Genomic DNA, 25492 nt, shown 5'->3' on the forward strand with positions numbered 1-25492 from the left:
GACTAACCCAGATGAGACACTGATGTCTCATTCTGAGCGTGCGCGAGTCACTCGGGCGTGCTCAGCGCTGATGCTCGACGGTCCGGCGGATGCCTCAGTGCCAGGGCAGGCTGCCGCGCCGCTCCCAGTACGCCCGCGGCTCCTCCGCCAGTCCGGCCAGCCGGGCCACCTGATCGTCGTCGAGGTCCACGACCGCCGCGTGCAGGTTGGAGGCGAGCTGGGTGGCGGTCGCCGCGCCGGAGAGGACGACACCGGCCCAGGGTTGCCGCAGGATCAGGGCGAGGGCGACAGCGTCGCAGCCGAGCGTTGTCTGTGCCGCCACGGCCTTCAGGGCGTCCGGCGCATGCGGCTGCGCTAGGCGTCCGTTGGCCATGCCCTCCTTCACGATCACCGTGAGCCCGGCGTCATGGGCCTCGGCGAGGGCGGGGCCGGCCGAGGTCTCCAGCGCGTTGTACGTCGACTGGACGGTACGGAAGAGGGGCTCGCCGTCGACCGTCACGGCGAGGGCCGCGCGAATCGCCTCGGCCTGGGCGGGGCCGCTGGTGGAGAAACCGACGGTGAGGCCCTGCGCGGCGGACTCGGCCAGCTTGGCGTGGAGTTCCTTGTCGGTGAGGGCGGGACTGTCCGGGGTCACCGAGTGGATCTGGTAGAGGTCGAGCCGGTCGCCGAGCAGTTCCGCCGTCTCGGCGCGCTGCCGTTCGTACGTCGGGAGCCCGTGGTCCTTGACCTCGTGGCGCTCCGCGTCCGTGGTCCAGTCGGCGGTGTAGGTGTAGCCCCACTTGCTGCCCACCACGATGTCGTCCACGCCGGGCCTGGCCTTCAGCCAGTCGGCGAGGAACTCCTCGGAACGGCCGTACGAGCGGGCCACGTCGAAGTAGCGGACGCCCTGGGCGTAGGCGGCGTCGAGGAGTTCGTGGGTGCGGGCGCGCAGCGATTCGACGCTGCGATCCGCCCCGAGGTCGGTTTCCCGGCCGAGGTTGATGTAGCCGGGGCGGCCGACTGCGGCGAGGCCCAGTCCGATGTGACAGGTGGGGGTCGTCGCTGTGGCCAGTCGGGCGAAGGGCATCGCGGGCTCCGTTGGTCGGCTGCGGTACGGCTTCCGACCAACGTAGTCCGTCATGCCTTCGGTGAATGCGGGGCGCCCCGGAGCTCGGCGGATGCCGCTCGGGAGCTAGGCGGGTGCCGCTCGCCGACGGGTGCCGCTCGCCGACGGGTGCGGGTCGTGTGCGTGGCTTGTCGCGCGGTTTCCCGCACCCCTCGGGCACTGCCGCCCTCAGCACACCCCTCGGAGCACCGCCACCCTCGGCGCACCCCTCAGGGCATCACCCTCAGGGCACCGCCGTCAGCGCTTGTCCTTGGCCGTTGCCCAGGCGTGCTGAGCGGCCACGTCCGCCTTCACCTCTGCGAGCTGGATCGCCACCGCGCTGGGCGCCGTACCGCCGCGGCCGTCGCGGGAGGCGAGGGCACCGGGGACGTTGAGGACGGAGCGCACCTCGGGGGTGAGGTGGGCGGAGATCTTCGCGAACTGCTCGTCGGTGAGGCCGTCGAGTTCCTTGCCGTCGGCCTCGGCCACCTTGACGCACTCGCCGGCGACCTCGTGCGCGACCCGGAACGGCACGCCCTGCTTGACCAGCCACTCGGCGATGTCGGTGGCGAGCGAGAACCCGGCCGGGGCCAGCTCCTCCATGCGCTCACGGTGGACGGTGAGGGTGGCGACCATGCCGGTGAAGGCGGGGAGAAGGACCTCGAGCTGGTCGCAGGAGTCGAAGACCGGCTCCTTGTCCTCCTGGAGGTCACGGTTGTAGGCGAGCGGGAGGGCCTTGAGGGTCGCCATGAGACCGGTGAGGTTGCCGATCAGGCGGCCCGACTTGCCGCGCGCCAGTTCCGCGATGTCCGGGTTCTTCTTCTGCGGCATGATCGACGAGCCGGTGGAGAACGCGTCGTGCAGCGTCACGAAGGAGAACTCCTTCGTGTTCCAGATGATGATCTCCTCGGAGATCCGGGAGAGGTTCACGCCGATCATCGCGGTGATGAAGGCGAACTCGGCGACGAAGTCGCGGGACGCCGTGCCGTCGATGGAGTTGCCGACGCTGCCGCGCTCGAAGCCGAGGTCCTCGGCCACCGCCTCCGGGTCCAGCCCGAGGGAGGAGCCCGCCAGGGCGCCGGAGCCGTACGGCGACACGGCGGTGCGCTCGTCCCACTGGCGCAGGCGTTCCGCGTCCCGGGACAGCGACTGGACATGGGCGAGCACATGGTGGGCGAAGAGCACCGGCTGGGCGTGCTGGAGGTGGGTACGGCCGGGCATCGCCACGTCCGGGTGGGCCTCCGCCAGGCCGATCAGGGCGTCCTGGAGTTCGGCGATCAGGCCGCCGAGGATCCGGGCGTGGTCGCGCAGGTACATCCGGAAGAGGGTGGCGACCTGGTCGTTGCGGGAGCGGCCCGCGCGCAGCTTGCCGCCCAGGTCGGCGCCGAGGCGTTCCAGGAGGCCGCGCTCCAGGGCGGTGTGGACGTCCTCGTCGGCGATGGTGCCCACGAAGGAACCGTCGGCGACGTCCGCCTCGAGCCGGTCGAGGCCCTCGGTCATCCGGGTCAGCTCGTCCTCGGTGAGCAGCCCCGCCTTGTGCAGCACGCGCGCGTGGGCACGCGAACCGGCGATGTCGTAGGGCGCGAGGCGCCAGTCGAAGTGGACGGAGGCGGACAGCTTCGCCAGCGCCTCGGCGGGACCGTCGGCGAAACGGCCGCCCCAGAGCCTTACGTCACCGCTGTTGCTGCTCACTTGCGTTGCTCCTCACCACTGCGCTCAACGTCATGCATGAGTATGCAGTGCTATGCATGATTCGTCAATTCAACTCCGGCAGGCCGCGCGGTTCCGGATCTCGGGAATTTTTTGAAAGGAGTTTGAACAACAGCAACCGCTTACCCGTACTCACGACTGAACGCCGGCGCCGCGTTTGTACACCCACTCCTGACCCAAGTGAGGCATCCGCATGTCCAGGGCTCTTCCGAAGTACAACAAGCGTCGCGTGGTGGTCATCGGCGCGGCCGCCGCTCTGGCACTGTCCGGCGCGGTCGTCGTCAACTCCGCTCTCGCCGGGGAGTCGTCCAAGAGCAGCGGCACGACCAACGCCAAGACGCTCGCCGGCCCCGGCACCATCTCGTGCCCGGACGTGGCCTCCCAGCTTCCCGCGATCCCCGCCTCCGCGCAGGCCGAGGTCGACCGCAACCTGGCCCTGCTGCAGACGCAGATCGCCGAGGCCAACAAGCGACTCGTCGACACCGTGGGCCAGGGCGGGGCGAACTTCGTGCAGAACGCGATCCTCGGCCCGCTGGAGGGCAAGCGGGTCTCCACGATCGACCGCATCGCGATCTCGATCGGCCGCCAGGGCACCAAGCCGCAGGGCCTCGACGCGCTCGCACCGTGCGCCCTCGACGCGGGTGGCGTCGCGGACACCGGTGAGGACGCCGGAGACGACGCCGCCGCGGGCGACGAGGCCGAGGCCACCCCCGGCGCGGAGGAGACCGGCGCCGAAGGAGCGGACGGCGGCGCGGCGGAGACGGGCGACGACGCCGGCGGCGACGCGGCCGGTGTGGGCACCATCAGCTGCCCGGACGTCGCCTCGCAGCTCCCCGCGATCCCCGCCACCGCGCAGGCCGAGGTCGACCGCAACCTGGCCCTGCTCCAGACGCAGATCGACGAGGCCAACACCCGCCTCCAGAACACGGTCGGCCAGGGTGGCGCCAACTTCGTGCAGAACGCGATCCTCGGCCCGCTGGCGGACAAGCGGGTGTCCACCATCGACCGCATCGCCATCTCGATCGGCCGCAAGGGCACCAAGCCGCAGGGCCTCGACGCCCTGGCCGCCTGCACGTTGAACAAGTGACGTGACAGGCACGGCGACCGCCCCGGGAAGCGCCGGCCGGGGCGGTCGCCGTGGCGTGTTCACCTCGCACACCGTTCGTCAATCTCCTTAGACACGCGAAGGGCTTTCCCGGATAATCGTTAGACATGGGAAAGATCTACGAGCGCATCGACGGCAGGCTCCGCACCTTCATCAAGGAGCAGCCCCTCTTCTTCACCGCGACCGCCCCGCTCTCCGGCGACGGCACGGTGAACCTCTCCCCCAAGGGCCTCAAGGGCTCGTTCGCCGTTCTCGACGAACTCACCGTGGCCTACCTCGACTTCGCCGGCTCCAACGCGGAGACCATCGCGCACCTGCGGGAGAACGGCCGGATCACGCTGATGTGGTGCGCCTTCCAGGGGCCGCCGAACATCGTGCGGGTGCACGGCCGGGGCGAACCCGTCTTCCGCGACGACCCCAGGTTTTCGGAGCTCCTCGCCCGTTTCCCGGACCTGGACCCGACCCCGCACGGGCTGCGCGCGATCATCGTCGTGCACGCCGAACTCGTGCGGGACACCTGCGGGTACGCGGTGCCCTTCATGACGTACGACGAGGACCGCGAGCTGCACGCCAAGCGGTTCGCGCGGGAGGACGACGAGTCGCTCAGCGCGTACTTCGCGAAGAAGGAGTACATCGCCACGAGCATGGACGGACTGCCCGGACTGCCGTTGCCCCTGAGTCCGATTTGACGTGCATGGGCTTTCTGTACAGACAGTCAACACTTGGGCCTCTTGGGGGATTTGACGGAATTCCCCCTTCCGCCGCACTCGTCCCCTAGCGTGGCTCACGCCCGCGCGTTCTCGCGCGGGCGCGACCACATGGGGGAAACATGTTCCGACCCGCACGCGAACCACAGAGCAAACGCCACGTCCGCTCCTCGTTCTACGTCATCGGCGAGGGCATACTCGCCGAATCCCGGGACGGCGGTCCCGTGGAGCCGCAGGCCGCCTCCACCGTGGCGGACCTGCGCAAGTTCCGCTTCTCGCGGCTCGGCCCGCGCTCCGGGCCGGCCCGGCAGCTCGACCGGAACGCCCGCATCGAGCTGGCCAGGGCGATGACGGACCCCAAGCGGGACCACCCCGACCAGCGGGGGGTCCCGTCGGGGTTCACCTATCTCGGCCAGTTCGTGGACCACGACCTCACCCTGGACGCCACCGCGGTGCGCCTGGACGACGAGATCACGGTGCGCCAGCTCCTCCAGGGCCGCTCCCCGGCCCTCGACCTCGACTCCCTCTACGGCCTCGGGCCCGCCCACCGCTTCGACCGCCGGTTCTACGAGGACGACGGCCTCCGGCTGAAGTCCGGCACGACCCAGGGTGTACCGAACGACCCGTCCATCGTGGGCCTGCCCCTCACCGGGTTCGACCTGCCGAGGCAGGGCACGGGCTCACTGAGGTCCGAGCGGCGCCGGGCGCTGATCCCGGACCCGCGCAACGACGAGAACCTGGTCGTCGCCCAGGTCCACGCCGCCTTCATCCGGTTCCACAACCGGGTGGTGGCGGACCTGGTCGGCAAGGGCGTGTCGAGCGCCGTCCTCTTCGAGTCGGCACGCGAGACGGTCGTCAAGCACTACCAGTGGATGCTGCGCCACGACTTCCTGCGCAGGATCGTCGACCCCGAGATCGTCGAGGACGTGTTCGACAACGGCCGCCGGGTGTTCGAGCCCTCGCCGGGCGAGCACGACCTGCCGACCATGCCGATCGAGTTCTCCGTGGCCGCCTACCGGCTCGGGCACAGCATGGTCCGGGACCGCTACAACTGGAACCGGATCTTCGACCGCGGGCGGGGCACGCTCGAGCTGCTGTTCCGGTTCAGCGGCACCAGTGGCACCCTGTCGCCGCCTCCCGCCGACCCGGCGGACCCGGAGTCGGGGGACTTCGAGCGCCTGCCCACCAACTGGATCGCCGACTTCCGGCGGCTGTTCGCCTTCCAGGAGGCGGTGCCGGAGCGGACCGACCTCCTGGTCCCCGAGACGCAGTTCAACCTCGCCAAGCGCATCGACACCCTGCTGGTCGACCCGCTCGCCGACCTGCCGCTCGGCTCCTTCGGCGGACGCGGTCAGGCCAAGCCTCCGCAGGAGGAGCTGAACCTCGCCTTCCGCAACCTCACCCGGGCCTCGATGCTGCGGCTCGGCACGGGACAGCAGATGGTCGAGCACTTCATCGACCGCAAGGTCGACGTGGAGCCGCTGACCGCGGCCGACCTCACGCAGAGCGGCGGTGCTCAGCTCTCCGGCGGGCTCGCGGAAGCGGTCGCCCGGCACACCCCGCTGTGGTTCTACATCCTGCGGGAGGCCGAGGTGAGGGGCGACGGCAAGCTGACCGGCGTCGGCGGCCGCATCGTCGCCGAGGTGTTCCACCGGGCCATCGAGGGCAGCCGGCACTCCATCGTGCGCGACCCGTTCTGGCGTCCGTTCCTCAGCCCGGTGGAGGAGCGCAACTCCCAGGACCTCTTCGAGATGACCGACCTGCTGCTGTACGCCTTCGAAGGACGGGCCGACCAGCTCAACCCGCTGGGTCCGGTGGCCTGAGCGGCCGGCGCGGGTGGGCCTGAGCGGCCGGCGCGGGTGGGCCGGCGGCCGCACGGTCGGCCCACCCGGCCTGCCGGTGCCGCCACCCGCGCTTAGCGTCGGACCATGCGCCCTCGTGTCGTCACCACCGCCCTCGTCTGCGCGTCCCTCGGCCTGCTCGGTGCCGCGCCGGACACCGGGGCCGCCCCGCCGCTGCCGGCGCGGATGGCGGACACGGGCGGCGGCACCCAGCTGATCACCGCCGTGGCCCCGCGGACCGGTGCCACCTCGGGCACGCTCACCTGGTGGGACCTGCGGAACGGCCGGTGGGTGCCGGCCGGTTCCACGCGGGCCAGGTTCGGCGCGAAGGGCCTGGTCGAGGGCGCCTCCCGCCGGCAGGGCTCGAACACGACACCGACAGGCCTGTACGGCCTCCCCTACGCCTTCGGCATCCGGCCGGCGCCGCCAGGGACCTCGTACGCCTACCGACCGGTGCGCCAGGACTCCTGGTGGTGCCAGGACAACAAGTCCCGCGCCTACAACCGGTGGACCGAGCCGCGGCCCGCGGACTGCCGCGCGGCCGAGTCCGAGCATCTGGTCACCTACCGCACGCAGTACGCGTACGCGCTGGTCATCGGATTCAACTACGGCAGACCGGTGCGGGGCCGCGGGGCGGGAATCTTCCTGCACGTCAACGGGCGCGGCGCGACGGCCGGTTGTGTGTCGGTGACGGCGGGGGCGATGCGGCGGCTGCTGACGTGGGCCCGGCCGGGGAAGCGACCGCACCTCGCGATCGGCACGGCGGACGGGCGGACGGCGATCACCCGGTACTGAGGCCCGGCGAGGCCGCGCCGCAGCACGCCGCCCCGGCGCGAACGGCCGCGCGAGCATTCCCGGTGGTCGCGTCCGGTGACGGTCTGCGCGGATGGCTGAACACTCCGCCCCCGTGGCCCGTATCTGAGGGCCAAGGGTCCGTATCCACGGAGGAACAGTGACCACGACGATCGCCGGCGGCCGTGCCGCCCGCCGCCAGACGATGCGCCGCATCCGCCCGCGCCGCTCCCCGGCCGTCCCGTTGCTGCTCGCCGTATGGGCGGGCGCGGCGGGTGTGCTGTGGCTGTGGTGGGCCAACACGCCGAACATCGCGGACGACAACAGCAAGATCCTCAACGCGGGACGGATCACCGGGCTCCTCGCCGGGTACCTGATGGCGCTCGTGGTGCTGCAGATGGCACGGGTGCCCGCGCTGGAGCGGCGGGTGGGCTCGGACCGGGTCGCCCGCTGGCACGCGATGAGCGGCCGGTACACGCTCTGCCTGGTCTTCGCGCATGTGTTCCTGATCATGTGGGGGTACGCGCTCCAGGCCGGCAAGACGCTGGGGGACATCGTCCAGCAGACGATCGACTCCATCAACCAGCTGCCGGACATGGGCAAGGCGGCGATCGGCACCGGCCTGTTCCTGCTCATCGGGCTGGTGTCCATCGGACCCGTGCGCCGCCGGATGCCGTACGACACCTGGTACCACATCCATCTGATGACGTACGCGGCCGTGTTCCTGACGTTCTGGCACCAGATCACCACCGGCAACGACTTCGCGATCGAGCCGACCGCGAAGACCGTCTGGTACGCGCTGTACGGCTCGGTCACCGCGCTGGTCGTCTGGTATCGCATCATCGTGCCGGTCCGGCTGAACCTGCGGCACCGGCTGCGCGTCGAGGCGGTCATCGAGGAGACGCCGGGCATCGTGTCGGTGCTGATCGGCGGGCGCAAGCTGCACCGGATGGGCGCGGAGGCCGGGCAGTTCTTCCGGTGGCGGTTCATGTCGCCGGGGATGCGGTTCAGCTCCCACCCGTACTCGCTGTCGGCGGCCCCCCGCCCGGACCTCCTGCGGATCACCGTCAAGGCGATCGGCGACCACAGCGCGGCACTGCGTGAGCTGCAGCCCGGCACGAAGGTGTGGGCCGAGGGTCCGTACGGTGCGATGACGGCGTCCCGGCGCAGCCGCGGCAAGGTGCTGCTGGTGGCCGGCGGGGTCGGCATCACGCCGATGCGGGCGCTGTTCGAGACGCTGCCTGGCGCGGCCGGTGACATCACCCTTCTCTACCGGGCCAACAGCACTCAGGATCTGGCGCTGTGGGACGAGCTGGCGAAGATCGCCGACGAGCGGGGGGCGCGGCTGATGTACGCCGTGAACAGCCCAGACGGGGAGCGCCCCGACATCTCGGCGGAGTCCCTCCAGCGGAAGATCCCCGACATCGACAGCCACGACGTCTTCATGTGCGGACCCAACGGCTTCGCCCGAGGGGTGTACGAGGCACTGCGCGGCGCCGGGGTTCCCGCCCGCCGCATCCACCACGAGTCGTTCGAGATGTGAGCGACCCGTACTCACTCAAACCTCGCCACCAACGGGAATCAGGAGCTCAGGAAGAGATGAGGAAGAGCCACCCTCTTCGGCGCGTCGTACTCGCCACCGCCGCCACCGTGTCCGGGATCGTGCTGCTGCTGTCGCTGAAGCCGTCGTCCGACCCGGGCGCCGCGCAGGCGGCGGGCGCGGGCGCGGCGGCGCAGGAAGCTGCGCAGGGCGGGGCCGGGGCGGTCGTGTCGGGAACGATGACCGGTGACGCGGCGCAGACGCAGTACGGGGCCGTGCAGGTCCGGATCACCGTCGTCAACAACAAGATCACCAAGGCCGAGGCGGTCCAGGCGCCCAAGGGCGGCACCAGCTCCCAGAAGACCGAGCTGGCCGTTCCCAAGCTCAACGCCGACGTGGTCGCCAAGCAGAGCCCGGACATCGACACGGTGTCGGGCGCCACGTACACCAGCGAGGGCTACAAGAAGTCCCTCCAGTCGGCGATCGACAAGGCGAACGCCAGCGCCGGTTCCGGGGCCTCCCAGGGCTCCGGCAGCGCGCAGGCCTCCGGCACCTTCACCGGGGACGCGGCCCAGACGCAGTACGGCGCCGTCCAGGTCCGGATCACGGTCGCCGGCGGCAAGATCACCAAGGCGGAGGCCGTCCAGGCCCCCAAGGGCGGCACCAGCGACCAGAAGACCGAGCTCGCCGTCCCGAAGCTCAACGCGGCGGCGGTCGCGGCCGGCAGCGCCGACATCGACACCGTCTCCAGCGCGACCTACACGAGCGAGGGCTACAAGAAGTCCCTCCAGTCGGCGCTGGACAAGGCGAAGGCGAAGGCGGGTTCGTCGTCCGGGTCCGGCGACGCGGGGGCCTCCTCGGGGGCCGCGCAGGCCAAGACCGTCACCGGCAGCGTCGCACAGACGCAGTACGGCGCGGTCCAGGTCAGGATCACGGTCGCCAACGGGAAGATCACCAAGGCGGAGGCCGTCCAGGCGCCCAAGGGCGGCACCAGCTCGCAGAAGACCGAGCTGGCCATCCCGAAGCTCAACGCGGCGGCGGTCGCGGCCGGCAGCGCCGACATCGACACCGTCTCCAGCGCGACCTTCACCAGCGAGGGCTACAAGAAGTCCTTGCAGTCGGCGCTGGACCAGGCCGGTGGCTGACGCCGTGGCCGAGTCGGCGCCGGCTCCCGCCGTGCTGCGTCACGCGGAAGAGGTCATGGGGACCGTCTTCTCCTTCGACATCCGCGGCGGGGAGCCCGAGGCGGTGCGGGCGGCGCTGGACGAGGCGATCGCCTCGCTGCACCGGGTGAACGAGGTGTTCAGCACCTATCGCGAGGACAGCCAGGTGTCCCGGCTGGTACGCGGTGAGCTGACCGTCGAGGAGTGCGATCCGGAAGTGGCCGAGGTGCTGGAGCTGGGCGCCGAGGCGGAGCGGGTGAGCGACGGCTGGTTCAGCATGCGCTACCAGGGCCGGCTCGACCCGACCGGCATCGTGAAGGGCTGGGCCGCCGAGCGCGCGGCCCGGCTGGTCGCGGCGGCCGGTGTGAGCGGCGTGAGCGTCAACGGCGGCGGGGACGTGCAGTTGCTCGGTGTCCCCGGGCCCGAGCGGCCGTGGCGGGTCGGGGTGTCGGACCCGCTGCGCCCGGGTGGTCTCGCCGCGGTGGTCTCGGCGGCGGGAGCGGACGAACTGGCCGTCGCGACCTCCGGTACGGCGGAGCGGGGCGCCCACATCGTGGATCCGCGAACGGGCCGCTCCGCGGTGACCGACTTGGTCGCCGTGACGGTGGTGACACCACAGTTGACCTGGGCGGACTGCTGGGCCACGGCCGCGTTCGCGATGGGCTCGCGCGAGGCGCTGGGATGGCTGGAGTCCCTGCCGGACGTGGAGGCACTGCTGATCACGGCGGGCGACGAGGTGCGCTGCACGGGGGGCCTGGCCGGCCGCCTCGGCTGAGCCGTGGCCTTCCGACCCGACCCTTCGGCCCGGAGCCGCGGCCCGTCGCCTCGGCTGAGCCGTGSCCKRCCGGCCCGGGGCCGTGGCCTGYCGACCCGGAAACCGYGACCTGGCAACCCGGACCTGTGGCCCGTTGCCTCGGCTAAGCCGTGCCCGACCGGCCCGGGGCCGTGGCCTGCCGACCCGGAAACCGCGACCTGCCGACCCGGAGCCGTGGCCGATCGGCGCGGCCGTTCGGTCCGGAGCCCTGGCCCCGCCGCCTTGGCTATGCCGTGGCCTGCCGGCCCGACCCTTCGGCCCGGAGCCGTGGCCCGTCGCCTCGGCCGAGCCGCGACCCGCCGACCCGGAGCCGTGCCCGGTCGACCCGGAAACCGTGACCTGCGGACCCGGAGCCGTGGCCGACCGTCCCGGAGCCGTGGCCTGCCGACGTGGCCGGTCGCCTCGGTCGTGGCCGGTCTGGGCGGGTGGCACAACCCTGCCCTGACGGCCTGGGGCCACGCCGACCCCTCATCGGCCGCCGAGCAGCCCTTCGGTGGCCGCTCGGCGAGGCCGCTCGGTGGCCGTACTGAGCAAGGGGCCGCTCGGTGGCCGTACTGAGCAAGGGGCCGGTCAGTGGCCGTACTGGGCAGGGGGCCGGTCAGTGGCCGTTCTGGGCAAGCCGCAGCAGGTGATCCGCCAGCGCCTGTCCGCCCGCCGGTTCCCTGCTGATCAGCAGCAACGTGTCGTCGCCCGCGATCGTCCCGAGGATGTCCTGCAGCTCGGCCTGGTCGATCGCCGAGGCGAGGAACTGGGCCGCGCCCGGCGGGGTGCGCAGCACCACGAGGTTGGCGGACGCCTCCGCCGAGATCAGCAGCTCCTGCGACAGCCGCCGCATCCGCTCTTCCTTCGCCGACTCCCCGAGCGGTGCCCTGGGGGTCCGGAAACCCCCCTCACTGGGCACCGCGTAGATCAGGTCGCCGTCGTTGTTGCGGATCTTCACCGCGTTGAGCTCGTCCAGGTCCCGCGACAGCGTCGCCTGCGTGACACTCAGCCCGTCGTCCGCCAGCAGCTTCGCCAACTGGCTCTGCGACCGCACCGGTTGGCGGTTGAGGATGTCCACGATCCGGCGGTGACGCGCGGTGCGGGTCTGCGGCACGGCGGCCCCGCCCGCGCCCGGCTGCTCATGTTCCTGCGCCTGACTCATCGTCGTCTCATTCTCCGGTTCTCCGGATCGTCACTCTCCGCTCGCCGCGGCTGCGTCGAGGATTCCGGGCAGCGCCCCGAGGAACGCCTCCACCTCGTCGTCGCCGAGGTTCAGCGGCGGCATCAGCCGGACGACGTCGGGGGCGGGCACGTTCACCAGGAATCCGGCCTCCTGAGCCGCCACCCGCACCTGGGGCGCGCGGGGCTCGGTGAGCACGATACCCAGGAGCAGGCCCGCTCCCCGGACATAATCGATCAACGAGTGGCCCGCACCCTCGATTCCGGTCCGCAACTTCTCGCTCTGCCGCTTGACGTTGTCCAGCAGCCCCTCGTTCTCGATGGTGTCGAGAACGGCGAGACCGGCGGCGCAGGCGACGGGGTTGCCGCCGAAGGTGGTGCCGTGGTGGCCGGGCCGCAGCAGCTCGGCGGCCCGCCCGAAGGCGATCGTCGCGCCCAGCGGCAGTCCGCCGCCGAGGCCCTTGGCCAGCGTCACGACGTCCGGCAGGACGCCCTCGTGGGCCTGGTACTCGAACCAGTGCCCGGTCCGGCCGACGCCGGTCTGCACCTCGTCCAGGACCAGCAGGGCGCCGGTCGCCGCGGTGATCGCGCGGGCGGCCTTGAGGTAGCCGGCGGGCGGCACCACGACACCCAGTTCGCCCTGGATCGGTTCGAGGACGACGAGCGCCGTCCGGTCGGTGACCGCGGCGGCCAGCGCCTGCGCGTCGCCGAACGGCACATGGGTGACCTCGCCGGGCAGCGGCAGGAACGGGTCCCGCTTGCCGGGCTGGCCGGTGAGCGCGAGCGCGCCCATGGTCCGGCCGTGGAAGGCGCCCTCGGTGGCGACGACGTGGGTCCGCCCGGTCAGCCGGCCGATCTTGAAGGCGGCCTCGTTGGCCTCGGCGCCGGAGTTGCAGAAGAAGACCCTGCCGTCCCGGCCGAAGTGCTGGAGCAGCCGTTCGGCGAGCGTGACGGTCGGCTCGGCCATGAAGAAGTTGGAGATGTGGCCGAGGGAGCCGATCTGCCGGCTCACGGCCTCGACGACGGCCGGGTGGGCGTGACCGAGCGCGTTGACCGCGATGCCGCCGACGAAGTCGAGGTACTCCTTGCCGTCGGCGTCCCAGACCCGGCTGCCCGCGCCGCGTACGAGGGGCAGCAGCGGGGTGCCGTAGTTGTTCATGAGCGCGCTCTGCCACCGCGCGGTCAGTTCCTCGTTGCTCATGACGGCTCCCCCTGTGCGTCCGGCTGTGCGGCCGGCTCTGCGTGCGGCTTCTCGTCGGGCACGACCATGGTGCCGATGCCCTCGTCGGTGAAGATCTCCAGCAGGATCGAGTGCTGGACCCGCCCGTCGATGACCCGGGCGGTGTTCACGCCGTTGCGCACGGCGTGCAGGCAGCCCTCCATCTTCGGGACCATCCCGGAGCTCAACTCCGGCAGCAGCTTCTCCAGTTGGGAAGCCGTGAGGCGGCTGATCACCTCGTCGCTGTTGGGCCAGTCCTCGTAGAGGCCCTCGACGTCCGTGAGGACCATGAGGGTTTCGGCCCCCAGTGCCGCAGCGAGTGCCGCAGCCGCCGTATCAGCATTGACGTTGTAGACATGTCCGTCGTCCTGGGAACGGGCGATCGACGAGACGACCGGGATGCGGCCGTCGGCGAGCAGCGCCTCGATGGCGCCCGTGTCGATCGCGGTGATCTCGCCGACCCGCCCGATGTCGACCAACTCGCCGTCGATCTCGGGCTGGTGCTTGGTGGCGGTGATGGTGTGCGCGTCCTCGCCGGTCAGCCCGACGGCGAGCGGCCCGTGCTGGTTCAGCAGCCCGACCAGCTCGCGCTGGACCTGTCCGGCGAGCACCATCCGTACGACGTCCATGGCGTCCTCGGTGGTGACCCGCAGGCCGGCCTTGAACTCGCTGACGATGCCGTGGCGGTCGAGGGCGGCGCTGATCTGCGGGCCGCCGCCGTGCACGACGACGACGTGCAGGCCGGCGTGGCGCAGGAAGACGACGTCCTGGGCGAAGGCGGCCTTCAGGTCCTCGTCGATCATGGCGTTGCCGCCGAACTTGATGACGACCGTCCTGCCGTTGTGCCGGGTCAGCCAGGGCAGCGCCTCGATGAGGATCTGGGCCTTGGGCAGGGCGGTGTGCTTGCGGGTAGTGCTCATGACGAGTACGCGCTGTTCTCGTGGACGTAGTCGGCGGTGAGGTCGTTGGTCCAGATGGTGGCCGTCTCGGAGCCGGCGGCGAGGTCGGCGACGATGTGCACCTCGCGGTAGCGCATGTCCACCTTCTCGCGGTCCTCCCCGACGCCGCCGTTCTTGCAGACCCAGACGCCGTTGATGGCGACGTTGAGCCGGTCGGCCTCGAAGACGGCCCCGGTCGTGCCGATGGCGGAGAGCACCCGGCCCCAGTTGGGGTCCTCGCCGTGGATAGCGCACTTGAGGAGGTTGTTGCGGGCGATGGAGCGGCCCACCTCGACGGCGTCGTCCTCGCTCGCCGCGTTGACGACCTCGACCTTGATGTCCTTGCTTGCGCCCTCGGCGTCCCGGATCAGCTGCTGGCCGAGGTCGTCGCAGACGGTCCGTACGGCGGCGGCGAACTCCTCGTATCCCGGGGTGACTTCGGAGGCGCCGGAGGCGAGCAGCAGCACGGTGTCGTTGGTCGACATGCAGCCGTCGGAGTCGACGCGGTCGAAGGTGACCCTGGTGGCGGCGCGCAGCGCCTTGTCCAGGGTCTCGCTGTCGAGGTCGGCGTCGGTGGTGAGGACGACCAGCATGGTGGCGAGGCCGGGGGCGAGCATGCCCGCGCCCTTGGCCATGCCGCCGACGCTCCAGCCGTCCCGGGTGACGACGGACGTCTTGTGGACGGTGTCGGTGGTCTTGATGGCGATGGCGGCCTTCTCGCCGCCGTGCTCGGAGAGCTGTCCGACGGCCGTCTCGACCCCCGGCAGCAGCTTGTCCATCGGGAGCAGGACGCCGATGAGTCCGGTGGAGGCGACGGCGACCTCACCCGCGCCCAGCCCCAGCGCCTCGGCGACCTTCTCGGCGGTCGCGTGCGTGTCCTGGAAGCCCTTCGGTCCCGTGCAGGCGTTGGCGCCGCCGGAGTTGAGGATCACGGCGGACACCTGGCCGCTCTTGAGGACCTGCTCGGACCACAGCACCGGCGCGGCCTTCACACGGTTGGAGGTGAAGACGCCGGCGGCCGCGCGGCGGGGCCCGGTGTTGACCACGAGGGCCAGGTCCGGGTTGCCGTTCTGCTTGATCCCGGCGGCGATGCCCGCCGCCGTGAATCCCTTGGCTGCCGTGACGCTCACGGTGCGACTCCGATCGTGGAAAGCCCGGTGGTCTCGTCGAGCCCGAGGGCGATGTTCATGCTCTGGAGGGCGCCGCCGGCGGTGCCCTTGGTCAGGTTGTCGATGGCGCTGATGGCGATGATCCGGCCCGCGGCCGCGTCGTACGCGACCTGCACCTGAACGGCGTTGGAACCGTGGACGGACGCCGTGGCGGGCCACTGCCCCTCGGGGAGCAGGTGGACGAACGGCTCGTCGGCGAAGGCCTTCTCGTAGGCGGCGCGGACGGAGTCGGCGGTGACGCCGGGCTTCGCCTTGGCGCTGCACGTGGCGAGGATGCCGCGGGACATCGGCACGAGGGTGGGTGTGAAGGAGACGGAGACCGGCTCCCCGGCCGCCGCGCTCAGGTTCTGGATCATCTCGGGTGTGTGCCGGTGGACGCCGCCGACGCCGTACGGGGAGACGGAGCCCATGACCTCGGATCCCAGCAGGTGCGTCTTGGGCGACTTGCCGGCGCCCGAGGTGCCGGAGGCGGCGACGATCACGGCCTCCTGCTCGGCGAGGCCCGCCGTGTACGCGGGGAAGAGCGCGAGCGAGACGGCCGTGGGGTAGCAGCCCGGGACCGCGATGCGCCTTGACCCGGTGAGCGCCGCGCGGCCGCCGGGCAGTTCGGGGAGGCCGTAGGGCCAGGTCCCGGCGTGCGCGGAGCCGTAGAACCGCTCCCAGTCGCCCGCGTCCGTCAGCCGGAAGTCGGCGCCCATGTCGACGACGAGCACCCCCGGGCCGAGCTGCTCGGCGACCGCGGCGGACTGGCCGTGCGGCAGGGCGAGGAAGACGACGTCGTGTCCGGCGAGCACCTCGGGGGTGGTCTCCTGGAGGACGCGGTCGGCCAGCGGCAGCAGGTGTGGCTGGAGCGCGCCCAGCCGCTGACCCGCGTTGGAATTGCCGGTCAGGGCGCCGATCTCGACCTCGGGGTGCGTGAGGAGCAGGCGCAGCAGCTCTCCGCCCGCATACCCGCTCGCTCCGGCCACCGCCGCACGTACCACCATGACTCCTCCTCCTGGATGGCATGACTATACGTTTCGCTGCACGTTTATGCAATCCATGCATCGGCAGGGCCCGGAGCGATCTTTGCCCGGGCCGGGGGGCTGCGTAACCTCGACCCGGTGATCGCCATGACACCGATAACCAGCCTGGACCTGACCGGCTTCACCGAGCGGGAGCCGGGGGTGTGGACCGACACGGCGGGGCTCGTCCTGTCGGTCCACTTCTTCCCGCTGATCCCGGACCTGCCCGCCGCGCTGCACGAGCCGCAACGGCTCGGGGCGGGCCTCGCGCAGCTCGTGGCCGGGGCCGGTGGCGGGCTGATCGAGGCGGTGCCCGGCTCCGTGGACGGCGTGCCGGCGGTGCGCCAGCTCGTCAAGATGCCGCTGGGCAGCCGGCCGGGCCAGGCGTTCCTCGGCTCCTGGACCGTGCCGCGGGCCGGGTCCAGCACGGTCGTGAAGGTACAGGCCGCCGAGGGCGCCACGACCGGGATGCGGGAGGCCGTGATCATGGCGCAGGTGGGTCCGGCCGACTACTTCCGGCCCCACCCCTACGCGGACGGACAGCCGGGCGGTCTGCCGTACCACGTCGGCGACCACGAACAGTGGGACGCCGGGTTTCCCGACCATCCGCTCACCCTCGTGCGCGCCGCCCTGAACCGGATCACGCCCACGATCACCTTCGACGACCGCTTCAAGGCCCTGCCGCCGTTCGGCGGGCCGGCCGACCCGCGGACGCTGCCGCACCTGCCGCCGCCCAAGCGCGGCTGGTTCCGGCGCAAGGGCGTCTGAGGGGCCGTGGACGGCCGGCGGGTGCGGGCCTCGATCGCCCGCACCCGCCGGGACGCGCTAACGCTGTCTGATCCGCAGGAAGGTGATCGAGTTCGCCGGGAAGGTGTAGGTGAATTCTCCGGCCACCCCGCTGAAGGTGGAGGTCACCGGTGCGACCGCGGTCGCGGTCTCCGTGTTGACCGCCTCCGGGGCGGCGGCCAGCGTGGTCACCTTCGCCCTGGACGCGACCTTGGCACCGCCGAGGTCGATCGCCGTACGGGCGTCCGTGGACTGGGCGTTGACGACCTTGACGATCAGATCGCCGGTCTTCCTGTCCTTGGTCACGACCTGGCGGAACGGCTCGGCCGGCTTGTCGTCGGTGAAGCTGCCCCACTCCTGGCCGTCGAGGTAGAGGGTGACCTGGCGGCCCCGCACCTTGACGTCGATGTCGTAGGCGCGGCCGGTCTCGACGGACCCGGCCTTGGAGACCAGCGTCGACTTGCCGCCGTCCACGGCCTGCTCGACGGCGGACTGGGTGTTGTTCCAGCCGCCGAGGTTCCACCAGTAGTAGTTGCCGGTGTCCTTGACGCCGAAGGCGACCAGGAAGCCCTCCTTGCCGGACGTCTTGGTGGCCTTCACATGCAGGTCGTAGTCGTGCCAGCCGACGTCACCGGCCGAGACCATGGTGTTCTCGGCGGCGGTGTCGCTCTGCACGTACTGCCCGTCCTGGAGCGACCAGCTGCCGCCGCCCGTGTGCGTCCACTTCGAGGCGTCGCCGGAGAAGTCGTCGCTCAGCAGCGCTTCGCCGTTCGCGCCGGTCACCCGCACGTCGTCGTACGCCGCGCCGGTGGCCCAGGTCGACAGGCCGACGGCGCCGGTGATGGGGCCCTGGAGGGACGGGGTCCCGGTGGCCGTCGACGGCACCACCCGGTCGCCGACGTTCGTCATGAACAGCTTCTGGACCTCGTAGTTGGCCGAGTTCCAGGAGGCGTGGTTGTTGAACCACACCATGTCCGGGCTCCACTGCACATAGTCCTCGTTCGCGAACAGCGGTGCGTAGGAGGCGAGTTCGACGACGTCCGCGTTGCGCTCGAGGCCGGTCATGAAGGCCGCCTCGGCCAGCCCGTTCTTGAAGGCGTTGCCCCAGGAGGCGTACTCGCCGAGGAAGACCTTGGGACCGCTGCGGTCGTAGGTGTCGTAGCGGTCGTTGTTCTGGAGGAACCACTGCGGGCTGTTGTAGTAGTGCTCGTCGACCATCGCGACGCCCGCGTCCCGGTTGAGCTGCCAGGCCGTGTCGAAGGTGGCACCGGCGTCGTCGGGACCGGAGTTGGAGATCACGGTGATGTCCGGGTACTTCGCCGCGATCGCGGCGCGGAACTGCTCGAAGCGGGCGAAGAACTCGGCGGGCAGGTTCTCCTCGTTGCCGACCTCGAGGTGCGTGAGGCGGAAGGGCTCGGGGTGGCCCATCCGGGCCCGCTTCTTGCCCCAGGCGGACGTGACCGGGCCGTTGGCGAACTCGATGAGGTCCAGGGTGTCCTGGATGTGGCGCTTGAGCAGCGCGTCGTCGACGACGGCCCGGTTCTGGCCGCAGCCGGTCACCAGGGCCGGCACGACGGGCAGCGGCATCGCGCCGATGTCCTCGGCGAAGCGGAAGTACTCGTAGTAGCCGAGCCCGTAACTCTGGTTGTAGCCCCAGAAGTTGGAGTTGGTGGCGCGCTCCTCGACCGGCCCGACGGTGTCCTTCCACTGGTAGGAGCGGGCGCGCTGCCAGCCGGAGGCCTCGCTGTAGTCCTGCATGGAACCGGTGTTGACCAGGCAGCCGCCGGGGAAGCGCACGAAGCCCGGGTGGAGGGCGGCGATCTTCTCGGCGAGGTCCTTGCGCAGCCCGTTGGACTCGTTCCTGTACGTGTCGCGGGGGAACAGGGACACCATGTCGAGGGCGGCCGCGGCCGAGGAGGCCACCGACAGACGGCCGTCGCTGCTGGTGCGCGTGGCGGTGAAGGCGGCCCGGTAACGTGCCCAGCCGTCACCGCGCACGGTGACCTTGCGGGCGGTGGCCAGCGCGCCGTCGGCGTCCTGGAGGCTCACCGTGAGCGTGCTGCCGTTCTCGGCGCGGGCCCACACCGAGAAGTCGTACCTCTTGCCCTGCTCGACCCGGACACCGGTGTTGTAGCCGGCGTTGGTCACGGAGGAACCGGCGCCCAGGGAGAGGTAGTTGCGGTTTCGGTCGTTGAGGCGGCCGGCGTCGTCCAGGACCTGCGCGGCGCCGTCGACCGTCCAGGAGGTCAGCGGGGTGTACGACCGGTTGTCGACGGTGGAGTACTCGAAGGACCGGTTCTGCACGAGTTCGGCGTACAGGCCGCCGTCGGCCGCCCGGTTGATGTCCTCGAAGAAGACGCCGTACATCGAGTCGTCGATCTCCGCGCCCCTGGCGGTGGGATCGACGGTGATGGCGTAGTCGGTCACGGCCTCGGCGTGCGCCGGAACGGGGACGAGGGCGGTGACCGTCAGGAGGGCGGTGGCGGTGAGGCCCAGTCTCCAGCGGGTGCGGGTGGTGCTGCGTGGCATGAATACTCCGCGGCTCGATAAGGCGAGTTGTTCGAAATATCAGACGATGATCAGCACTTCGAACGGCAAGATAGGGAGGGGGCCAAGGCGCGTCAATGGGGCGTGCGGCAGCGAAAGTGTCGGAGGCGAGGAACGCATGGACGAGTTCCGGCCAGTGCCGGACGCCCTGGCCTACCTCCGGGGAAGCTGGCGGGTCACCCGGTCGGTAAGGGACCGGGCGAGCGGCGCCGAGGGCCGCTTCGACGGGGTCACGGTGTTCAGCGCACTGGACCGGCGCGGAGGCGGGGCCGGGTGCGAGGACGGGCTGCTGCACGAGGAGTCCGGTACGTTCGTCTGGCTCGGGGTCCCGCGGCCCGCCGAGCGCACCCTGCGCTTTCTGCCGGGGCCGACGCCCGGCACGGCGGACGTGCGGTTCGCCGACGGCCGCCCCTTCCACGACCTGGACCTGACCACCGGACGGCACATCGCCGACCACCCCTGCTCCGCGGACCTCTACCGGGGCGAGTTCACGGTCGAGGACGCGGGCCACTGGCGGACGGTCTGGCGGGTGGCGGGTCCCGCCAAGGACCTGCTGCTCACCACCGACTACGCGCGGGTCGGCTGAGCCGAGGCCCCTTCGAGGCGGAGGTTCCAGCGGCCGGCCCGGCCGGTGAGGGTGGTCGTCGACAGCGGACGCACATCGATGTTCCAGTACGTCGCGGGCGGCGCCTTCAGCGCGTACACCAGGGCCGCCCGGATCACGCTCGGCTCGGCGACGGCGACGATCCGGCCGCCGTCGCCCACCGGCCGGGTGTCGAGCCAGCCGGCGACCCTGGTGATGAACGCGAACAGCGACTCGCCGCCGTGCGGGGTGGCGAGCGGATCGGCGAGCCAGGCGTCCACCGCCTCCGGCTCACGGGCCATCGCCTCGCCCAGCGTGAAGCCTCGCCAGCGGCCCATGTCGCAGTCCCGCAGGGCGAGCTGCACCAGCGGGGCGTAGCCGAGCGCGTCCCCGGTGGCGCGGCTGCGCGGGGTCGGTGAGCAGTAGCGCAGCTCGGCGGCAGCGAGCGGCAGCAGAGCGTCGGCCACCTGCAGCACCTCAGCCCAGCCGTCCTGGTCCAGCGGCCGGTCGTCCTCGAAGCGTTCCGCGAGCAGCGCGGAGCTGCGAGCGGCGGCGACGAACGTGACCCGAAGTGGCATGCGGTGATGGTGAGCCGCGTAACTGCGCAGGTCAAGAGCTGTCGGCCGACGGCCGGAAGAAAACTTACCGACGGGTCAGGACCTGCCGGACAAGTCCCCAGAAAGCGGTGTCCTCCGCATGATGTCCCGATCGCGACGTCCGGATCAGGCCACCCGGGCCCGCCCTTCGGCCGCGTCCGGTCGGCTCACACCGGCCCCGGCACGCAGGGTCCGTCACACCGACCCCGTCACACCGACCCCGTCACACCGGGTCCGTCACACCGCACCGGGCTTCGCGAAGATCAGGGCCATCCAGTTGTCCGGCTTCTCCAGCGCCTCGAAGCCGACCTGCCGGTAGACCCCGTGCGCGTCGTGCGTGGCGAGCAGGATGCGGCGCAGGCCGTACGAGCGCAGGTGGTCGCGGACGGCGGCGACGAGAGCCGTCCCGATGCCCTTGCCGCGCGCCGCCCGGTCCACGTACACGTCGCACAGCCACGCGAACTCCGCGAGGTCGGTCACCACCCGCGCGTAGGCGACCTGCTCCCCCGACGCGGTGTCGTAGACGCCGAAGTTCAGCGAACCGGCGATCGCCTTCTCCTGCCGCTCCCGCTCGCGTCCGAGGGCCCAGTAGGCGTCCGTGGACAGCCAGTGGTGCACTCGATCGACGTCGACTCGGGCGGAGTCGGCGGAGATCTCGTAGCCCTCGGCGAGGGGCGGAACGGCGTTCATGGCGTTCGTGGCAGTCATGGCCGGATCCTCACAGGACGGCATTCATCATGTCGAACGCTTTCCGGGGAACACCTCGTCGCACGCCACCCGAAGCCGCCGCACCCCCTCCGCGATCTCCGCCGTCCCGGCGACGGCCGCGAAGCTCAACCGCACATGGGCGGCCGGGGGTTCGGCGCTGAAGTAGGGGCGGCCGGGGGTGAGGGCGACTCCCGCGCGCAGGGCGGCCGCCGTGAACGCGCTCTCTCCCCGGGTGCCCTCGGGCAGCCGCAGCCACAGGTGGTAGCCGCCGGACGGGATGTGCGGGAGGGCCAGTTCGGGCAGCCGCAGCCGCAGCGCGGCGGTCATCGCGTCCCGCCTGATCCGCAACTCGGTGGCGACGGACCGCAGATGACGCGGCCAGGCGGGCGAGCCGACGAGTTCGAGGGCCGCTTCCTGCAGCGGGCGGGGCACGAAGAAGGTGTCGACGACCTGAATGGCGCGCAGGCGCTCCAGGACCGGGCCGCGGGCGGCCAGCGCGCTGACCCGGAAGCTCGGCGAGGTCGCCTTGGTCAGCGAGCCGACGTGCACGACCACGCCGTCGGGGTCGTCGGCGGCGAGGGGGCGCGGCAGCTGCCCGGCGTCCTCGTGCGCGAGCCGCCTTACGAAGTCGTCCTCGACGACGAACGCTCCGGCCTCCCGCGCGATGCGCAGTACCTGCGCGCGCCGGTCGGGGGCGAGGACGGCGCCGGTCGGGTTCTGGAACAGCGGCTGGCAGACGAACACCCGGGCGCCGGTCGCCCGGAACGCGTCGGCGAGCAGTTCGGGCCTCACCCCGTCCCGGTCGACCGGGACGGGGACGGGGCGCAGTCCGGCCGCCCTGGCGATCGCGAGCATGCCCGGGTAGGTGGGCGACTCGACGAGCACCGGGGCCCCGGGCGGGGCGAGGGCACGCAGGGCGGTGGTGAGCGACGTCTGGCCACCGGCGCTGACCAGGACCTCGGCCCCGGTGATGGAGCCGCCGATGGTCCGCGCGAACCACTCGCGCAGTTCGGGCAGGCCCTCCATGGGCGGCCGGCCCCAGGCGCCCGGCCGCCGTCCGGCCCGGGCCAGGGCCGCGGCCATCGCCCGCTCCGGCTGGAGCGAGGGGTGCAGATAGCCGCCGTTGAACTCGATCACGCCGGGCGGCGGGGCGGCCAGCGACACGGTGACGCCGGAGGCGTCCACGGAGCGCGGGACGACGTCGGTGGCGCCGTCCGCGCTCAGCGCGACCTCCTGCCAGGAGGTGTCGCCCGCGGGGGCGGCGCCCGCCCGCGCCGGCCGGGCCCGGAAGGCGCCCGCACCGGGCCGGGTGACCACCAGTCCCTCGGCGGCCAGCTGCGCCAGTGCCCGCGAGACGGTCACCGGGCTCACCCTGAACCGTTCGACCAGGGCTCGGCTCGACGGGAGCTTTCCACCAGGAGAGTAGCGGTCGAACTCCCGCCGCAGCTGATCCGCCAGCTCACCCACACTGCTACGCTCTTGCATGAAGACACAGAGTAGCGCTACCGACCGGCCCGCGATAGCGGTCAGCACCCGGGCCGATGCCTCGGCCGGCACCGGGGCCGACGCCCCGGTGGACGCCCCGGTCGGCACTCCCGCACGAACGCCCGTCGGCGCCGCACGGGCGAGCGGCCTCGGCACCCTCCTGGCCGCCCTCGGTGTCGTCGCCTTCTCCCTGACGTTCCCCGCGACCGCCTGGGGCCTGGAGGGGTTCGGCCCGTGGTCCCTGGTCGCCGTGCGCAGCGTCCTGGCCGCGCTGATCGCGGGCGGGTGTCTGCTGGCCCTGCACGTTCCGCTGCCGGCCCGGCGGCACGGGGCGGGGCTCGCCGTCGTGGCCGCCGGGGTCGTCGTCGGATTCCCGCTGCTCACCACGCTCGCGCTGCGGACGTCCACCACCGCGCACGCCGCCGTCGTGGTGGGCCTGCTGCCGCTGACGACCGCGCTGCTGTCCGCCCTGCGGATGGGAACCCGCCCCTCCCGCACCTTCTGGGCGGCCGCGCTGGCGGGTGCCGCCGCGGTGGTGGCGTTCACCGTGCAGCAGAGCGGCGGGGCCCTGACCACCGCCGATCTGTATCTGTTCGGGGCGCTGCTGGTCTGCGCGGCCGGCTACACCGAGGGCGGCCGGCTGGCCCGGGTCATGCCGGGCTGGCAGGTCATCGGCTGGGCGCTGGTGTTCTGCCTGCCGCTGACGCTGCCCGGCGCCGCGCTCGCCGTGGCCCACGAGCCCGTCCACCTGACCGCGCACAGCGTGGCCGGGCTGCTGTGGGTCGCCGCGGGCTCGCAGTTCCTCGGCCTGCTCGTCTGGTATCGGGGCATGGCGCTCATCGGCATTCCGAAGGCCAGCCAGTTGCAGTTGGCGCAGCCCCTGCTCACACTGGTGTGGTCGGTGCTGCTGCTGGGCGAGCACCTCACGCCCGCCGCTCCGCTGACGGCCGCCGCCGTGCTCGTGTGCATCGCCGTCACGCAGCGGGCGCGCGGTTAGCCACGGCAGACGTACCGTCGCACCCGGTGAGGAGGCCCCGCAGATGCGCGCAACCAAGGGCGACCAGTTCGTCCAGCACGGCAGGGTGGTCGGCCAGCACGACAAGGTCGGCGAGATCGTCGAAGTCATGGGCCAGGGAGGAAATCCCCCCTTCCGCGTCCGCTTCACGGACGGGCACGAGGGCGTGTGCTCGCCCGGCCCCGACACCGAGATCCGTCACAGGACGACCGAGGAACAGCGATAGATCAGCGCGGGGGCTCCGCCGGCTGACGGTAGTGGTCGGCGACCACCCGCGCCATCGCCCCGATGCGATCGGTCCGCATGTCCTTGGCGGCGAAGAAGACATGGCCGCGCACCTGCGGGTGGGCGGCGGCCAGTTCGAGGTGGTCCGACAGTTCGGCCGGGTCCTGCCAGGCCGCGGGCTGTGCCGGGTCGCCCGCCCGGTACAGGGCCTCGCCGATGTACAGGCGGGTGCGGCTGCCCTTGGCCACCTCCGCCCACCAGGGCACGAGTTCGGCGTAGTCGGCGACCGAGAGCCCGATGTTCCAGTAGAGCTGCGGGACGATGTAGTCGAGCCAGCCCTCCCGCACCCACTTCCGGGTGTCCGCGTGGATGTCGTCGTACGACTGGAGCGCCCGGGTGTCCGAGCCCCGTGAGTCGGTGGAGGCGTTGCGCCACACCCCGAAGGGGCTGATCCCGAACTGGGTGCCGGGCCGTACCGCCTTGATCCGGGCGGCCGTCTCCAGCACCAGTTTGTCGACGTTGTCGCGCCGCCAGGCCGCCCGGCTGGGGAAGGCGCCGCCGTGGGTGTCGTACGCGGCCCCGTCGTCGAAGTTCTGGCCGGCCACCGGGTACGGATAGAAGTAGTCGTCGAAGTGCACGGCGTCCAGGGGGTACTTCTTCACGGCGTCGAGGATCGCGTCCTGGACGAAGGCGCGGACCTCGGGCAGCCCCGGGTTGTAGTAGAGCTTCCCGCCGTAGGAGACCACCCACCGCGGGTGGCGGCGCGCGGGGTGGGAGGCGACGAGCCTCGAGGGGTCGTCGTGGGTGGCGACCCGGTAGGGGTTGAACCAGGCGTGCAGCTGAAGGCCCCGCGCGTGCGCCTCCGTGACGGCCGTGCCCAGCGGATCCCAGCCCGGTGACCTGCCCTGGGTGCCGGTGAGCACCTGGGACCACGGTTCGTACGGGGAGGGCCACAGCGCGTCCGCCGTGGGCCGCACCTGGAAGATCACCGTGTTGAGCCGCCGGCTCACCGCCAGGTCGAGCAGGGCGATCAGTTCGGCGCGCTGGGCGGCGGCGGTCAGGCCGGGGCGGGACGGCCAGTCCCGGTTGCCGACGGTCGCCAGCCACATCCCCCGCATCTCGGTCGCCGCCCGCCGTTCCCTCGCGGGAGCGGCCACCGCGCCCGTCGTGGTGAACGCCGACAGCGCTGCCAGCGCGAACGCCCGCCGGGTCAGTCGACCCATCGCACACATCCCCACACACTCTGCGGATCCGCTCGGTCACGGATCGTTTCGCGGTCCAGCATGCCTCCACCCCGGCG

23 protein-coding genes are annotated in these 25492 nt (G+C 71.7%); 11 read left to right on the forward strand and 12 right to left on the reverse strand.

Translation table 11 applies throughout. The features are described 5' to 3' along the window. Positions 1–94: 94 nt before the first annotated feature. The gene (locus ASD48_RS40745; protein ID WP_057606969.1) at positions 95–1066 is read right to left on the reverse strand and encodes an aldo/keto reductase; all 972 of its coding nucleotides are present in this window, start codon (positions 1064–1066) and stop codon (positions 95–97) included. Between the two features lie 276 nt (positions 1067–1342). Then, a complete protein-coding gene (argH, locus tag ASD48_RS40750; protein ID WP_057606970.1) occupies positions 1343–2776 on the reverse strand; it encodes an argininosuccinate lyase in 1434 nt (477 codons plus the stop codon). Positions 2777–2987: 211 nt separating this feature from the next. On the opposite strand from argH, the gene ASD48_RS40755 reads away from it, so the two are divergent. The 7 genes from ASD48_RS40755 (at position 2988) to ASD48_RS40785 (ending at position 10717) form a co-directional block, all read left to right on the forward strand. After that, positions 2988–3881, forward strand: a complete 894-nt coding sequence (locus tag ASD48_RS40755) for a hypothetical protein (protein ID WP_057606971.1) — start codon at positions 2988–2990, stop codon at positions 3879–3881. A gap of 125 nt (positions 3882–4006) precedes the next feature. Further along, entirely contained in the window at positions 4007–4588 is a 582-nt protein-coding gene (locus tag ASD48_RS40760) for a pyridoxamine 5'-phosphate oxidase family protein (RefSeq protein ID WP_057606972.1), read from the forward strand. Between the two features lie 140 nt (positions 4589–4728). Then, entirely contained in the window at positions 4729–6429 is a 1701-nt protein-coding gene (locus ASD48_RS40765) for a heme peroxidase family protein (protein WP_107104519.1), read from the forward strand. A 105-nt stretch (positions 6430–6534) separates the two neighbouring features. Then, positions 6535–7242 (forward strand): L,D-transpeptidase family protein, encoded by a 708-nt coding sequence (locus ASD48_RS40770; protein ID WP_057606973.1) that lies wholly within the window; start codon positions 6535–6537, stop codon positions 7240–7242. A 157-nt stretch (positions 7243–7399) separates the two neighbouring features. Then, the gene (locus ASD48_RS40775) at positions 7400–8782 is read left to right on the forward strand and encodes a ferredoxin reductase family protein (RefSeq protein ID WP_057606974.1); all 1383 of its coding nucleotides are present in this window, start codon (positions 7400–7402) and stop codon (positions 8780–8782) included. Between the two features lie 56 nt (positions 8783–8838). Next, on the forward strand, positions 8839–9924 hold the full coding sequence (locus ASD48_RS40780; protein ID WP_057606975.1) for an FMN-binding protein: 1086 nt from the start codon (positions 8839–8841) through the stop codon (positions 9922–9924). Further along, complete coding sequence (locus ASD48_RS40785; RefSeq protein ID WP_242432874.1) at positions 9917–10717, forward strand: FAD:protein FMN transferase; 801 nt, start codon at positions 9917–9919, stop codon at positions 10715–10717. Before ASD48_RS40780 ends, ASD48_RS40785 begins: the two co-directional genes overlap by 8 nt. Positions 10718–11354: 637 nt before the next feature. Here ASD48_RS40785 and ASD48_RS40790 read toward each other — a convergent pair. The 5 genes from ASD48_RS40790 to argC are packed head-to-tail and all read right to left on the reverse strand — an operon-like array spanning position 11355 to position 16229. Further along, positions 11355–11900 carry an arginine repressor gene (locus ASD48_RS40790; RefSeq protein ID WP_057606976.1) on the reverse strand — a complete coding sequence of 182 codons (546 nt, stop codon included), beginning with the start codon at positions 11898–11900 and terminating at the stop codon, positions 11355–11357. A 30-nt stretch (positions 11901–11930) separates the two neighbouring features. Next, positions 11931–13118, reverse strand: a complete 1188-nt coding sequence (locus tag ASD48_RS40795; RefSeq protein WP_057606977.1) for an acetylornithine transaminase — start codon at positions 13116–13118, stop codon at positions 11931–11933. Beyond that, on the reverse strand, positions 13115–14056 hold the full coding sequence (gene argB / locus ASD48_RS40800) for an acetylglutamate kinase (protein ID WP_057606978.1): 942 nt from the start codon (positions 14054–14056) through the stop codon (positions 13115–13117). Before argB ends, ASD48_RS40795 begins: the two co-directional genes overlap by 4 nt. Beyond that, positions 14053–15204: a bifunctional glutamate N-acetyltransferase/amino-acid acetyltransferase ArgJ gene (argJ, locus tag ASD48_RS40805; RefSeq protein WP_057606979.1), complete on the reverse strand. Its 1152-nt coding sequence runs from the start codon at positions 15202–15204 to the stop codon at positions 14053–14055. Before argJ ends, argB begins: the two co-directional genes overlap by 4 nt. After that, entirely contained in the window at positions 15201–16229 is a 1029-nt protein-coding gene (gene argC / locus ASD48_RS40810; protein WP_057606980.1) for an N-acetyl-gamma-glutamyl-phosphate reductase, read from the reverse strand. Before argC ends, argJ begins: the two co-directional genes overlap by 4 nt. 126 nt (positions 16230–16355) lie before the next feature. Between argC and ASD48_RS40815 the strand changes: the two genes are divergently transcribed. Then, positions 16356–17015, forward strand: a complete 660-nt coding sequence (locus ASD48_RS40815; protein ID WP_057606981.1) for a hypothetical protein — start codon at positions 16356–16358, stop codon at positions 17013–17015. Between the two features lie 57 nt (positions 17016–17072). Here ASD48_RS40815 and ASD48_RS40820 read toward each other — a convergent pair whose 3' ends face one another. Next, positions 17073–19562 (reverse strand): alpha-L-arabinofuranosidase C-terminal domain-containing protein, encoded by a 2490-nt coding sequence (locus ASD48_RS40820; protein WP_057606982.1) that lies wholly within the window; start codon positions 19560–19562, stop codon positions 17073–17075. Between the two features lie 136 nt (positions 19563–19698). On the opposite strand from ASD48_RS40820, the gene ASD48_RS40825 reads away from it, so the two are divergent. Continuing rightward, positions 19699–20166: a DUF6314 family protein gene (locus ASD48_RS40825; protein WP_057606983.1), complete on the forward strand. Its 468-nt coding sequence runs from the start codon at positions 19699–19701 to the stop codon at positions 20164–20166. Here ASD48_RS40825 and ASD48_RS40830 read toward each other — a convergent pair. From ASD48_RS40830 to ASD48_RS40840, 3 genes are all read right to left on the reverse strand, one after another. Beyond that, positions 20148–20741: a histidine phosphatase family protein gene (locus ASD48_RS40830; protein WP_057606984.1), complete on the reverse strand. Its 594-nt coding sequence runs from the start codon at positions 20739–20741 to the stop codon at positions 20148–20150. The two genes, ASD48_RS40825 and ASD48_RS40830, sit on opposite strands and share 19 nt — an antisense overlap. A gap of 255 nt (positions 20742–20996) precedes the next feature. Then, a complete protein-coding gene (locus ASD48_RS40835; RefSeq protein ID WP_057607061.1) occupies positions 20997–21449 on the reverse strand; it encodes a GNAT family N-acetyltransferase in 453 nt (150 codons plus the stop codon). A gap of 45 nt (positions 21450–21494) precedes the next feature. Continuing rightward, entirely contained in the window at positions 21495–22952 is a 1458-nt protein-coding gene (locus ASD48_RS40840) for a PLP-dependent aminotransferase family protein (RefSeq protein ID WP_079074264.1), read from the reverse strand. Between ASD48_RS40840 and ASD48_RS40845 the strand changes: the two genes are divergently transcribed. Then, a complete protein-coding gene (locus tag ASD48_RS40845; protein WP_057606986.1) occupies positions 22951–23949 on the forward strand; it encodes a DMT family transporter in 999 nt (332 codons plus the stop codon). The genes ASD48_RS40840 and ASD48_RS40845 overlap by 2 nt on opposite strands. A gap of 43 nt (positions 23950–23992) precedes the next feature. Next, positions 23993–24193, forward strand: a complete 201-nt coding sequence (locus ASD48_RS40850) for a DUF1918 domain-containing protein (RefSeq protein WP_057606987.1) — start codon at positions 23993–23995, stop codon at positions 24191–24193. A gap of 1 nt (position 24194) precedes the next feature. On the opposite strand, the gene ASD48_RS40855 is transcribed toward ASD48_RS40850, so the two are convergent. Continuing rightward, the gene (locus ASD48_RS40855; protein ID WP_057606988.1) at positions 24195–25415 is read right to left on the reverse strand and encodes a family 10 glycosylhydrolase; all 1221 of its coding nucleotides are present in this window, start codon (positions 25413–25415) and stop codon (positions 24195–24197) included. Between the last annotated feature and the right edge of the window lie 77 nt (positions 25416–25492).

It is taken from the genome of Streptomyces sp. Root1310, from assembly GCF_001426425.1.
Classification (GTDB): Bacteria; Actinomycetota; Actinomycetes; order Streptomycetales; family Streptomycetaceae; genus Streptomyces.